9 protein-coding genes are annotated in these 12,938 nt (G+C 55.6%); 4 read left to right on the forward strand and 5 right to left on the reverse strand.

The window, feature by feature from the left end; genetic code table 11:
• Positions 1-14: 14 nt before the first annotated feature.
• Positions 15-1,640: a sigma-54-dependent transcriptional regulator gene (locus tag ACMZ66_RS15635; protein WP_416938457.1), complete on the reverse strand. Its 1,626-nt coding sequence runs from the start codon at positions 1,638-1,640 to the stop codon at positions 15-17.
• 225 nt (positions 1,641-1,865) lie between these two features.
• Here ACMZ66_RS15635 and ACMZ66_RS15640 point away from each other — a divergent pair, with 225 nt between their 5' ends.
• Positions 1,866-3,083, forward strand: coding sequence for a methionine gamma-lyase (locus ACMZ66_RS15640; protein WP_416938459.1), 1,218 nt, complete (start codon positions 1,866-1,868; stop codon positions 3,081-3,083).
• On the opposite strand, the gene ACMZ66_RS15645 is transcribed toward ACMZ66_RS15640, so the two are convergent.
• On the reverse strand, positions 3,059-3,304 hold the full coding sequence (locus ACMZ66_RS15645; protein WP_416938461.1) for a hypothetical protein: 246 nt from the start codon (positions 3,302-3,304) through the stop codon (positions 3,059-3,061). The genes ACMZ66_RS15640 and ACMZ66_RS15645 overlap by 25 nt on opposite strands.
• Before the next feature lie 321 nt (positions 3,305-3,625).
• Between ACMZ66_RS15645 and ACMZ66_RS15650 the strand changes: the two genes are divergently transcribed.
• Positions 3,626-6,010, forward strand: a complete 2,385-nt coding sequence (locus ACMZ66_RS15650; RefSeq protein WP_416938463.1) for a transketolase — start codon at positions 3,626-3,628, stop codon at positions 6,008-6,010.
• Between the two features lie 98 nt (positions 6,011-6,108).
• Here the strand turns inward: ACMZ66_RS15650 and ACMZ66_RS15655 are convergent, their stop codons facing one another.
• The 3 genes from ACMZ66_RS15655 to ACMZ66_RS15665 all read right to left on the reverse strand — a co-directional run bounded on the left by ACMZ66_RS15655 (position 6,109) and on the right by ACMZ66_RS15665 (position 8,228).
• On the reverse strand, positions 6,109-6,837 hold the full coding sequence (locus ACMZ66_RS15655; RefSeq protein WP_416938465.1) for a MarC family protein: 729 nt from the start codon (positions 6,835-6,837) through the stop codon (positions 6,109-6,111).
• Positions 6,838-6,992: 155 nt separating this feature from the next.
• The gene (locus ACMZ66_RS15660) at positions 6,993-7,328 is read right to left on the reverse strand and encodes an HNH endonuclease (RefSeq protein WP_416938467.1); all 336 of its coding nucleotides are present in this window, start codon (positions 7,326-7,328) and stop codon (positions 6,993-6,995) included.
• Between the two features lie 6 nt (positions 7,329-7,334).
• Positions 7,335-8,228 (reverse strand): M48 family metalloprotease, encoded by an 894-nt coding sequence (locus ACMZ66_RS15665; RefSeq protein ID WP_416938469.1) that lies wholly within the window; start codon positions 8,226-8,228, stop codon positions 7,335-7,337.
• 686 nt (positions 8,229-8,914) lie between these two features.
• On the opposite strand from ACMZ66_RS15665, the gene ACMZ66_RS15670 reads away from it, so the two are divergent.
• Both ACMZ66_RS15670 and ACMZ66_RS15675 read left to right on the forward strand, forming a co-directional pair.
• Positions 8,915-11,422, forward strand: coding sequence for a type I secretion system permease/ATPase (locus ACMZ66_RS15670; protein WP_416938470.1), 2,508 nt, complete (start codon positions 8,915-8,917; stop codon positions 11,420-11,422).
• Positions 11,422-12,729: an HlyD family type I secretion periplasmic adaptor subunit gene (locus ACMZ66_RS15675; RefSeq protein WP_416938472.1), complete on the forward strand. Its 1,308-nt coding sequence runs from the start codon at positions 11,422-11,424 to the stop codon at positions 12,727-12,729. The genes ACMZ66_RS15670 and ACMZ66_RS15675 overlap by 1 nt, the downstream gene beginning before the upstream one ends.
• The last annotated feature ends 209 nt before the right edge of the window (positions 12,730-12,938 follow it).

Genomic DNA, 12,938 nt, shown 5'->3' on the forward strand with positions numbered 1-12,938 from the left:
TCGAGAAGGTTGGTCTAAGTGCCTATACCGTATTTGCGAAGCTTATTGGCAATTGATGTGTGCGACACGCCAAGCCGTTCGGCCAGTTTGCGCGAGCTTGGATAATCCGGATAAAGCCGCACCAGCATTTCACGTTCCAGAAGGTCCAATCCGGCACCGAAATCTTCCTGCGACAATGCCTCGGTGATCAGGTCGGTCTGGGCAGCGGTGGTGTTTGGTGGGCTTGTGGTATCGTGCGCAGTATCGATGCTGGATGTGTCTGGTGCAGAGGTCGTGCCGGTGGCGGCATTGGTCAGGTCGCGCGCGCCCAAGACATCGCCATCCAAAAGGGCAACCGCGCGAAACAGGGTGTTTTCAAGCTCACGCACATTGCCTGGCCAATCATGCGCGCGCAGCCAATCAAGCCCGTCAATGGCCAAATAGGGCGTTGCGCGTTCGGTTTGTTGGGCGGTGCGATCGATAAAGAATTTCGCTAGATCAAGGATGTCTTCGATCCGCTCACGCAGCGGCGGTAGGGTGATGCCAAGAACGTTGAGGCGGAAATACAGATCCTCGCGAAATGTGCCGTCATGGGACATGGCTTCAAGGTCACGGTTGGTCGCACTGATGATGCGGACATCAACGGCGATTTCATCGGTGCCGCCAACGCGGCGGAACCGGCCGTCCTGAAGTACGCGCAGAAGCTTTGCCTGCAGATACGGCGTCAATTCACCGATTTCATCAAGAAACAGCGTGCCGCCATCGGCCAGTTCCAAAAGCCCCGGCTTGCCGCCACGACGCGCGCTGGTAAAGGCGCCAGCGGCATAGCCAAACAGCTCGCTTTCGGCCAGACCTTCAGGCATGGCGGCACAGTTAAGCGCCAAGAACGGTTGATCAGAACGGGTGCTCGCCCGGTGGCAGGCGCGCGCAAACAGCTCCTTGCCCGTGCCGGTTTCACCAAGGATCAGCATCGGCGCGTCAATGCCGGCCAATCGCTGCGCCTGTGACTTCACCCGGGTCATTGCACGGCTATCGCCAATGATGTCGTCAAAGCCGGTATGGCTGCGGTCCTGAAGGGCGGTGATGACACGGCCCAGGCGGGCCGCACGGTGAAACACCATTACCCCGCCCCAGGGTTCATCATCCCCCGCGTCCGATCCATCATCGACATGGCCAATCGGTTCGACCTGCAACAAATAGGTTTGACCGCCCAAAGTGACCTCATGTTCGGGTAGGCGAAATTTGCTTTGGCGTAAATCTTTAATGGATGGTTCGTTCAATATATTGGTTATATCGATGTCGCGCAGGGATTTTTCCGGGGTGCCCGCGATGGCCTGTGCGGCTGGATTGGCCTGGGCGATCAGGCCGTTGGCATCAACGGCAATCACCGGGTCGCCAAGGGCGGCGAGCGTTGCATGAAGCTGCGCGCGCCTGCGTTCGGTCGGAAGACGGTCGATCTCGGTAATGTCGGAAATACCCGGAATTTTCTTAAGCGCGGTTGCCAGAAGCGGAAAGCGTTCCGGGCGGATGGCCGGGATATCGGCATAGATGTGATGGGTGGTGACCTCAAACGCGCGGATGTCCAGGCCCTGATCGGTCAGGACATTCACCACATCGCGCGTGATGCCGAGCCTGTTTTCACCCCTGATCTCAAACCGCATAACCGTACCGAATAATTTACACTGTAACGAAAATTGTACGGATGTAAGGTTCTGAAATCCAGTGAAATTGCGGTTAAGTCCGTTGGAAATTCTTTGTGTGTAAATATTAATTTACACACTGATTGTGCGACCTATCGTCAAGCCCTTGAAAACCGGCGATTTTCAATTCTGGCACGGGCTTTGCGGTGATAGCGGCAGAATAAACGCATTATCAGGAGCCTTCCCATGTCCGCACATGACACCGCCAAAACCGGTTTTTCCACCCACGCAATTCATCATGGTTATGATCCGCAGAGCCATAATGGTGCGCTGAACCCGCCGGTTTACATGTCTTCGACCTTTGCGTTCGAAACAGCCGAGCAGGGCGGTCGCTTCTTTGCCGGTGATGAGCAGGGCTTCATCTATTCACGTATTGCCAACCCGACCCTTGATCTGCTCGAAAAGCGTCTGGCTGTTCTTGAAGGCGGCGAAGCAGCGCTTGCGACCGCATCGGGGATGGGGGCGATTACGTCGGTCTTCTGGACCTTCATTGCGCCGGGTGACGAGATCATTGTTGATCGTACCCTTTATGGCTGCACATTTGCCTATTTCCGTCATGGTCTGGAAAAGTTTGGCATCAAACACACCCATGTTGATCTGACCGATCCGGCGGAACTGGAAAAGGCGATCTCGGACAAGACCAAGATTGTCTATTTTGAAACCCCGGCCAACCCGAACATGCGTCTGGTCGATATCGAAGCGATTTCCGAAATTGCCCACAAACATGGTGCCAAGGTCGTTGTCGATAACACTTATTGCACGCCCTATCTGCAGCGGCCGATCGAACTGGGTGCTGACATCGTTGTGCATTCCGCGACCAAATATCTGGGCGGTCATGGCGATCTGATGGCGGGTGCGGTGATTGGCTCGGCCGAAGACATGACCCAGGTGCGTCTGGTTGGTCTTAAGGATATGACCGGTGCGGTTCTGTCGGCACAGGACGCCAATCTTGTAATGCGGGGTCTCAAGACGCTTGAGCTTCGCATGGAACGTCATTGCGACAATGCCGAAAAGATTGCCGAATTCCTCGCCAAACACCCGAAAGTCGAAAAGGTCTTCTATCCGGGTCTGGAAAGCTTTGAGCAACATGAACTGGCGAAAAAGCAGATGGATCGTTTTGGCGGCATGATCGCGTTTGAACTTAAAGGTGGGATCGAAGAAGGCCGCAAATTGATGAACGGTCTTTCGATGATCACCCGTGCTGTCAGCCTGGGCGATGCCGAAACCCTGATCCAGCATCCGGCATCCATGACCCATTCGACCTACACCGCCGAAGAGCGCGCAGAATATCAGATCACCGATGGTCTGATCCGTCTGTCGGCCGGTCTTGAAAGCATCGATGATATCCTTGCTGACCTGTCGAACGCGCTTGATGGCGATCAGATGGCGATTGCTGCGGAATAAGTCAGGCCAAAATCCAAACCAATACCGACCTCAGGGGAGGAAGAAGAGGGCTGATCCGAAATCGGGTCGGCCCTTGGGCCTGACGTGCATCCCCACAGCGCCAGAATTTGCAATCGACAAATGTGCATGTCATTGATTGCAGGTGCCGTACCCCGCTGGCGCGTCAGGCCCGACTTCTCATCGAAATCTTGGGCTTGAAGCTGCGTTTTATCGATCAGCATGGCTTGGATCGCGGTGACGCATATTGAACTTCCAAAGGCCGGTTTTTAAGTGCGAAGGGCGAATTGTTGCTTCAAGAAGGGCAGAAAGCCGCCACGAAATAATGTTTCAGACGGGAAATTCGAAGGTTTGACCGGGATTGTCGCAGCCGATTCCACAGTTCAGGTAAATTCGACGAATTTTGTGTGAAATGATGGTCTCAACCCTTGATTTCCGTAGCGTGAGCTTAAAAATCGGTATTCCAATACCAGAATATGACGGGCGTGATTATTCAGCCCGAACAAGACCCAAAACATCAGGCGTATATAGAAGGCGAACAGGAAATGTCAGCACAGGATGCCGCCCCGGAAATCGGTGAAATTATCGAAGCAACCAGCACTGGAAATGTGAAGGCCGAAGATCTTGAGATGCTCGGTCAGATCGAAAAGAAAGTGCGCTGGCTATCGAGCTGGACAATCCATAACGCCAACCATCTGCGCCCGAAACGCGATGGCATCAAGGTCGGCGGTCATCAGGCCAGCTGTGCGTCGATGACAACGTTGATGACAGCACTTTATTTCAATGTTTTGCGCCCGCAGGACCGCGTTGCGGTCAAGCCGCATGCAAGCCCGGTTTTCCATGCGATCAATTATCTGTTTGGTCGCCAGACCAAGGAAAAGCTCGAAAACTTCCGCTCGTTCGGCGGTGCGCAATCCTATCCGTCGCGCACAAAGGATGGTGATCAGGTTGATTTTTCCACCGGTTCGGTTGGCCTTGGTGCGGCGGTCACGAACTTTGCCGCCCTGACGCAAGATTACCTGCGTTACAAGGATATGCTGCCCAAGGGTGAAACGCCCGGTCGCATGGTTGCCCTTGTCGGTGATGCGGAACTTGATGAAGGCAACATTTACGAAGCACTTCTTGATACCTGGAAGCATGACATTCGTAATGTCTGGTGGGTGATCGATTATAACCGTCAAAGCCTTGATGGCATGATCGATGCGCATCTGTTCCGCGTGATTGGTCGTTTCTTCCGTGCGGTTGGCTGGAACGTGATTACCATCAAATATGGCCGCAAGCTGCATGATGCCTTTGCCAAGCCGGGTGGCAAGTCATTGAAGAAATGGCTGAATGATGCGCCAAACGATATCTATTCAGCACTGACCTTCCAGGGCGGTGCCGCATGGCGCAAACAGATCATTTCGGATATGCCGGGCGACAATGCGCTGGTAAGCTTGCTGGGCGATTATGGCGATGATGAACTCCATGACCTGATGACCAATCTGGGCGGTCATTGCATGGAAGCGGTTCTGAACGCATTTGATGCGGTCCCCAATGACAAGCCGACAATCTTCATCGCCTATACGGTCAAAGGCTATGCCACCCCGCTTCAGGGGCATAAGGATAACCATGCCGGTTTGATGAACGTCCCGCAGATGGATGCCTTCAAACTGCAAAACAAGATCGCCGATGGTCAGGAATGGGACATGGCGGCGGGCCTTGATGTCAGCGCCGAACGTGTGCGTGATTACATCAAAAACGCACCGTTCAATGACCGTGCCCCGCGCCACAAGATGGCCGAAGTCATCACCATTCCGGACATGCCCTATGCCCGTGTCGATACATCGAGCACCCAGGAAGTATTTGGCAAGATCCTGAACGAACTGGCGAAAATGAAGGACAGCGATCTTTCCGATCGTATCGTCACCACATCGCCGGACGTGACGGTGTCAACCAACCTTGGCGGCTTTGTGAACCAGCGCGGACTGTTTGGCCGCGAAGAACTGGCCGATGAGTTCCGTGAACGCAAGGTGCCCTCGGCCCAGAAATGGATCAGATCACCAAGCGGTCAGCATGTTGAGCTTGGCATTGCCGAAAACAACCTGTTCCTGAACCTCGCCGCCCTTGGCCTGTCGCACAGCCTGTTCGGGCAGCGTCTGTTCCCGATCGGAACGCTTTATGATCCGTTCATTGCGCGCGGTTTGGATGCGCTGAACTATGCCTGCTATCAGGATGCGCGTTTCATGGTTGTCGCAACACCAAGCGGTATCACGCTGGCGCCGGAAGGTGGCGCGCATCAGTCGATCTCAACGCCGATGATCGGTATGGGCCAGCCGGGCCTGACCAGCTTTGAGCCAAGTTTTGGCGATGAGCTTGCCACCATCATGGGCTGGTCGTTTGATCATATGCAGGCCCTGGATGGCGGATCGATTTACCTGCGTCTGTCGACCAAGCCGCTGGCACAGCCCGAACGTGAGCTTTCCGATATCACCAAGGGCGAGATCGTCTCGGGCGGTTACTGGCTGCGCGAGCCCGGCAAGGATTGCAAGATGGCGATTGCCTATTGCGGTGCCATGGCGCCCGAAGCGATTGCTGCGTGGGAAAAGCTTTCCGAAGATCATCCGGGCTTGGGCCTGCTCGCGGTTACTTCGACCGATCGGTTGTACAACGAATGGCAGGATCTGGAACGTGCCCGTCTTGAAGGCAAGGCAAAGGGCGACATGGCCCATGTTGAAAACCTACTCAAGCCGCTGGCATCTGATGCCCGTCTTGTCACGGTGATTGATGGCCATCCCGCTGCACTTGCATGGCTTGGGTCGGTCCGTGGTCACGCGGTCGCACCGCTTGGTGTGAATGGTTTTGGTCAGTGCGGCGATAGCATCGCCCTTTATGACCATTACCAGATCGGCACCGACGCCATCCTGCGTGCGGCGAAGCGCTGGGACTGATCAAAGTGTCATCAATGAAGACGTTCAGGTGTGTTGAACGCAAAAGGGAGGGCAAATTGCCCTCCCTTCTTTTTTGGGTTTTGCAATCGTTAAGTGGCTCAGAAAAACGCCTGCTTCACGCCATCGATGATGAACTGGACGGCAAGGGCAGCCAGGATCATGCCGAGCAGGCGAGATACCACGGTGGCAACCGTCGGGCTCAGGCGTTTGGCAACGACGTTTGATGCGAGGAAAAAGACAAATGCGATGGCCATCACCACAGCAACAACGCCAATGACGCTGGCCTGCATGGCGATATTGTCTTCGAATTTGCCCATCAACAGCATGACCGATGCAATCGCACCAGGACCCGACAGGAACGGGATCGACATCGGGAAGATTGAAATATCGTCGGCTTCTTCATCGGGGATGGTGTGGCCGTTGGCGGATTTTGTCGTGGGTGCTGCTGCCTGGGCCTTTTGCGCCTTTTCCGCTTCGTGGTCTTCTTCAAGTTCCTGATGAACCTGTTCGGCGCGCTGGTTACGTTTTTGGCTGCGTTTTTCAAACAGCATCTCAAGCGCGATCAGGAAAAGAAGGGTGCCACCGGCAATGCGAAAGGCTGGCATATGAATGCCGAAAATCCCAAGCAACCCTTCACCAATCAGGGCAAAGGCCGCGAGAATAAAGAAGCTGGTCAAACAGGCGCGAATGGCCATGCGGCGACGGTGCGCCGCACTTGTACCCTGTGTCAGAACGATGAAAACCGGGACCAGACCCAGCGGATCAATAATCACAAACAGCGTGACAAAGACCGGGATCAGTTCGTTGAGCATGTCAAAGCTTGGCATCGGTTTTCCCTGTAAGGACGGTTAATCGGCTGCGGGCATTGTCATGTGCGACCCGGCAGGCGGGTCATGTATCCGGCCCAGTCTGGCAGGTAAATGATTAAATTGGCATTTCTTTTGCGCTTTGAAGAGGAAAGGTGCCGTGTTTGACGCGGGAATTAGTGTCGTCTGCCGCGATTGCGGCCATATCGCCCGGCACTTTCGGGGTAGTCGATATAATCGGCGGGCTTTTTGCGCACCCATTTGATGAATTTGGCGATGTCCGGGTGGGATTTAAGCTTGTCAGGGTGATCAAAGTCGCGCGCAATCGTGGCTTCATCAAACAGGCGGTGGATCATGCGATGACAGACCCGATGCAGCCACTCGGTCTCTGTCCCGCCCTGTGATTTTGGTCGCCAGTGATGACGATCCACCGTGGGGCCGGCCAGCATCGGACGGCCGCAAATCGGGCAGGGTCCAAGGTCATTTTCAGTGCGGTCATGTACAATGGGCATGGGTGATTATTGGCCGGGCATCCGCCGGTTTTCAAAGAATTTTTGCCATGTGCCGGGCTTGAGTGCGCGCAATGCCTTGATGCGCGCCCCGACCGATGGATGGGTATCAAGCAGGCTGGGTGGCTGCGTGCTGCGATAGGGGATGATGCCAAGCCGGATGCGGTTGATCTGATCGATATGCAGCAGCGCATCAATCATGTCTTCGGGACCGTTCAAAAGATCGCTGGCCCCGTGATCGGCGGCAAATTCGCGGTCGCGGATCACCGCACGTTGCAGCAGGAAGCTGATTGTCGGCACGGCCCCAAACAGGACGATCATCCATCCGGGCGGATTGAAATTGCCAAAGATGAAGACGATCAAGCCAAATAGGGCGACAGTCCAGGTCGCGCGATAAAGCACATCGGTAATCAAAAGGATGCGCGTATCGCCATGCCAGGCATGGGCAATTTCATGGGCAAGGATCGCACGCATCTGGCGGGGTGATAGGCCATGAAGCGCATCGCCTGAAACAGCAATCGTTGTGTGATCATCTGTCCCGGTCGTGATCGCGTTAACGCCTTTGCCCGGCAGGATGAAAAGCTTTGGCAGATGGGCAAGACCCGCACGATCTGCCAGAAGCTGCAGCATTTCGTGAATGACGGGATAATCGGGCGCGGGCAGGGGCCGGGCGCGCAGGATTTTCATCAGAATATCGGGCGAGATCATGGGCGTTAAGACCAGCATCAGGGCAACGGCAATACCGGCCGATATCATCATTGAAAACCCGCCCAGCATCCAGGCACAGGCCGCCAGCACCCCGATCATACAGGCCATCAATGCCCCGGCATGAGACACGCCGCCCGGCTCAAGGGCCAGAAAGCGGGCAATAAAATCAGGAAGTTGCTGGTTTTGATCGGACATCGGTTAAGCCGTTTCTGTCGTGATCGGGTTTTTATGTGTGGGTCTTGTTTACAGATGGGGGTGTCAGGGGTGCTTGCGCAAATCCTGTGCCCGTCTTTTATTAAAACCATAGTCGCAGCAATCACTTGCGCGCATTGATCCATGACAGCGATGGGGTGATTTACGCCGATGGAGGTATAGGTCGGAATTTCGACAGATTCACCCGTTACAGTTCGACGATAACGCAATGAAATAAAGGGATTTGCGGCGAAATTTTAACACATCCTTATATATTCCACTAGAATAGTGGGAATATGCCTGAGAGCCTTCTCTACTTAGGTTGCATAGATTTTGTTCGCGTTTGGCGAACTGTTTGGCAAGACACAGCGAGCAGGGCGATGCGGCGCATCGCGCAAGCGGTGTAACGATGCGAAACATCGCCAAACACGAACCCTTTGGGCCGGGACATTCTTCTGCCCCGCAGCGTCAAGGATTTTGACCGTAGTGCCGCTACGCTCTTCAATCCTTTCCTTGCTGGCCAGAAGAATGTCCTCGGCAAAACGATGCAACCTAAGTAGAGAAGGCTCTGGATGCCCGTCACAGCTTTGCTGCGCGGGACGCTTGTCATGCGTGATAGATGGGCGGCCAACGGCGGGAAATATTGGGGTTCCACCCATATGAATGGGTGGTTGTAGCGGAAGGAACGCATGGGCCTGTTGGATCGAATCCGGCCAGACCGCAAAACGGATGCGGGACGCGAGGGGGATCGTACCCCGCTTGAACGATTGTTCTGGCGGTCGATCGCGCTTGTCGGCGGGTTCTCGATGGTGATCAACATGCTCAACATGGTGATCCCGATCTATTCCATGCAGGTATTTGACCGCGTTCTTTCAAGTCGTTCGGTCGATACGCTGGCACTTCTGACGCTTGGTATCGGCCTTGTCCTGATTTTCATTGCCTCGATGGAGCAGCTCCGATCCAGGGTTTTGATCCGGGTCGGAACCGCCCTTGATCTGCGTTTGGGTGGCGAGCTGTTTGCCCATGTCGTGCAGCAATCGGCACGCGGCAGCCAGATGCGTCAGCGCCCATTGCGCGACTTGTATGGGTTGCGCGGTTTTTTGACCGGCAGTGGCCCCTTCGCCCTGATCGATTTCATGTGGGCGCCGGTCTATATCGGCGTGGTGTTTATCTTTGATACCCGGCTGGGCCTTGTGGCCTGTGGCGGGGCGGTTCTTTTGATCATCATTGCGATTGCCAATGAGGCGGCTGCAAAGATTTCCGTCGACCGGTCCGAAGAAAGCCAGAACCGTGGCATTGCGCAGGAAGAAACCTATGTCCGCAATGCCGAGGCGATGGAAGCCATGGGCATGACGCCCGCTGCGCGTCAGCGTTGGCAGGCCGATCAATCAGATTTGCTTTATTGGGAAGGACAGGCCAGCCGCCGAGTTGGGACATCCACCACGCTTTCGCATTTCGTGCGCCTTGCAATGCAGGTGTGCTTTATCGGTGTTGGTGCATATCTGGTTCTCTCTGAAAGCATCACGATTGGTATCATGGTCGCATCCATGATCCTTGGTATGCGTGGTTTGGCCCCGTTTGATGGTGCGGTGAATGCGTGGCGCAGCTGGAATTCAGCGCGCAGCTCGTTTGAGCGCCTCAATAAGATCCTGCTTGAAAAACGCTCGACCGTACCGGCCCCGATGCCGCGTGGACGCGGGATGGCGGTGACGGTTGATCGCTTGGTTTTTGCCCCGCCCAACAGCCGCAATGTTCTGTTCAAGGGGTTCTCGTTCAAGGCTGGGCCGGGTCAGATCATCTCGATTGCCGGTTTCAACGGTGTGGGTAAAACCGCCCTTTTGAAATTGATCATGGGAATCTGGTTACCGGGCTCCGGGTCAGTCAAACTTGATGACGTCGAAGCATCGCGTGTGGATCGTCAGGAACTTGGCGCGCAGATCGGTTATCTGGCGCAAAACCCGTTCCTGTTCCCCGGAACGATTGCCGAAAATATCGCGCGCCTTGGCAATGCCGAGATGCGCGACATCATTCAGGCCGCCGAGCTTGCCGGGGCGCATCAGTTCATTCTTGATCTTCCTGATGGGTATGACACGCGCGTTGATCGCGGCGGGCGTAACCTTTCGGGTGGTCAGCGCCAATTGATTGCCTTGGCTGCGGCCCTGTTTTCGCGCCCGCGCTTGTTGCTGCTGGATGAGCCGACCACGGCCCTTGATGACATGGGGGTGCGTCATATCAGCGATCTGATTGATATTCTGCGGCGCAATGGCATTACGACCTTTATCGTCAGCCACGAACGGGCAATTCTGGCCCATGCGGACGCGATCCTGGCCCTTGCGGATGGTCAAATTCAGGTCGTACCGGTGAAATCAAAACCGCAACCGGGCAAGCCGGCGACCCAGACCGAAGACATTGCCAAGGGCCTGCCGCCAATGCGCAGAAGCTCTGACATGCCTGATCCATTGGCACCCGCCGCACCCGCAGCGGTGACTGAGGCCGGTGCACCGTCAGATGGGCAGATGCGGATCACGCCAAAACAAATTGCTGTTCCCAATCCGGATGCGCCGCGTCCGATCATTGAAAAGAACAGCGCGACCACACCGCATCCTGCCGCTGCCGTCGAACCAGAAATCGAAGAAATGCCAGAGATCGAAGATTTCGGTTCGGTCAGCGAAGCCGGATCAGGCCGTGCGCAGGCCGCCAAACAGGCCGCAGGCATCGCGAAAGAAGACAAGACCGAAATGAAGCCGACCGTAACGCCGGGTGGCACCATGATGACCATGCGCCCGGTGACGAAAAAGCAGGAAACCGCCAAGGACGAACCGCGCAAGGCGCCACCTGCACGTCCGTCGCGTGAAGCCCGCCCGGCAAGTGCGGCGGATCTTGTGGCGAAACGTCGTGCCGCTGCACCTGCACCAAAAGCGCAGCCTGAACGGGCAGCGGCACCAGCACGTAAGCCAGCCTCTCCAAAACGCAAAATGAGTGACACCGAGGCAATCGCCAAGGCCCGCGAAGAAGCAGCCCAACGTATGCGCAAGGTGCGTGAGGATGCTGAACGTGCAGCGGCCGAACGTGCCGCAAAACGCGGACCGCGTCGCGCCCCAGAAGAAGCCCCCATGCGGGCGGAAAAACCGCGCCGTGGTCGCCCGCAGCTTCGCGTGGTCGAAGGATCGGCTGAGCGTCGACAGGGTGGTGCCTGATGTCTGGTGGTGTGCAGCTTCCAACCGCGCGCGAGCTTAGTACCGATGTTAAGCCATTGGTGCGGATCGGGCTTTTGATCCTGTTTTTGGGTTTTGGGTCTGTATTGCTGTGGGCGGGCACGGCCGAGGTCAATTCGGCGGCGACGGCCAGCGGCGTGGTTGCGCCATTTTCCGGGCGGCAAAGTGTTCAGCATCTTGAAGGCGGGATCATTCGCGACATTCTGGTGCGCAATGGCACGCGGGTGAAGGCGGGCGACGTGTTGGTCCGCCTTGATGATACACGGTCGCGCGCAAGTTTTGATTTGCTCAATAACCGTTACCTGAATGCGATTGCCACCCAAACCCGGCTTCTGGCCGAGCGCGGTCAACAAGACAATCTGATATTCCCCGCACCGCTTGAAGATCCAAGATATTTCTCGATCACGGACTTGCAGCGCACGCTGTTTGAAAGCCGCAGAAGTGCCTTTACCGGTGAAGTGCAGCTTTATGACGAGCGGATCAAGGAGCTGCGCCGCGAGATTGTTGGGACGCGCGAGCAGAAAATTGCAGCCGAACAGCAAGTCGGCATCGTCAAGGAAGAGCTCGCGATGGTCAAACCGATGGTTGATCTGGGCTATGCCCGTCGGACCCGGTTGTTGCAGCTTGAAAGCAGACTTGTCGAGACGCTTGGCAATATCGGGCGTTTTTCAGCAGACATCGCGCGGATTGAGCAGCAAATCCAGCAGGTTAAAGCCAGCCAGTCGCAGCTGATGCGAGATCATTTGCAATCGATCAATACCGAGCTTCGCGACATCCAAAGCGAGATTTCCGATCTGAACGAACGGCTGCGCTCAGCCGAGGACGTCTTGGTACGTTCCGACATCAAAGCACCGCGCAACGGGACTGTGACCAACATGCAGTTCACGACCGTTGGTGGCGTCATTCCGCCGGGTGCACAGGTGCTTGAGATCGTGCCGCTTGATGACCGCTTGGTGATCGAGGCGCGGGTATCGCCGAACGATGTCGACGTTGTTTCGGCCGGGCTTCCGGTCAATATCCGGGTAACGGCGTTCAGCCAGCGCTGGTTTGCACCGGTCAAGGGAATTGTCACCGACGTCTCCCCGGATCGCCTTACCGATTTGGAAGGAAGATCGTATTTTCAAGCCATGGTTGAGATCGATGCAGAGAGTTTGGCCGAGCATGAAGGGATGATTTTATCACCCGGTATGCCCGCCCAACTTGAGATCGTGACCGGGTCCAGAACGATCCTGGCCTATCTTTTCTCCCCGATTACCACCAGTTTTGATCGTGCATTCCGCGAGCAATAGGTTTCGGTCTGTCGTCTAGGTTTAAGTCGAGTACCCTATACAACCTGACAGAATTTGACGTCATAAAGATTTGGCTTCCAAATCACGAAAAAACATGAAAAAAAACTAAATTACCGCCGTTTGCTGCCGATGTGTGGTTGATGGTGGTATTGAGTTGATTTATACTAGTGTATAAATCGATTTGTGGCGCAGGGGGTGCCACAGTTGAA

Origin of the sequence: Thalassospira sp., from assembly GCF_048059015.1 — a bacterium.
Taxonomy (GTDB): domain Bacteria; phylum Pseudomonadota; class Alphaproteobacteria; order Rhodospirillales; family Thalassospiraceae; genus Thalassospira.

Coding starts and splice junctions, on each gene's coding strand:
- ACMZ66_RS15635 (WP_416938457.1), bottom strand. CDS start 1,640: ATGCGGTTTGAGATCAGGGGTGAAAACAGGCTCGGCATCACGCGCGAT.
- ACMZ66_RS15665 (WP_416938469.1), bottom strand. CDS start 8,228: ATGTCCGATCAAAACCAGCAACTTCCTGATTTTATTGCCCGCTTTCTG.
- ACMZ66_RS15675 (WP_416938472.1), top strand. CDS start 11,422: ATGTCTGGTGGTGTGCAGCTTCCAACCGCGCGCGAGCTTAGTACCGAT.
- ACMZ66_RS15650 (WP_416938463.1), top strand. CDS start 3,626: ATGTCAGCACAGGATGCCGCCCCGGAAATCGGTGAAATTATCGAAGCA.
- ACMZ66_RS15670 (WP_416938470.1), top strand. CDS start 8,915: ATGGGCCTGTTGGATCGAATCCGGCCAGACCGCAAAACGGATGCGGGA.
- ACMZ66_RS15645 (WP_416938461.1), bottom strand. CDS start 3,304: ATGCTGATCGATAAAACGCAGCTTCAAGCCCAAGATTTCGATGAGAAG.
- ACMZ66_RS15640 (WP_416938459.1), top strand. CDS start 1,866: ATGTCCGCACATGACACCGCCAAAACCGGTTTTTCCACCCACGCAATT.
- ACMZ66_RS15660 (WP_416938467.1), bottom strand. CDS start 7,328: ATGCCCATTGTACATGACCGCACTGAAAATGACCTTGGACCCTGCCCG.
- ACMZ66_RS15655 (WP_416938465.1), bottom strand. CDS start 6,837: ATGCCAAGCTTTGACATGCTCAACGAACTGATCCCGGTCTTTGTCACG.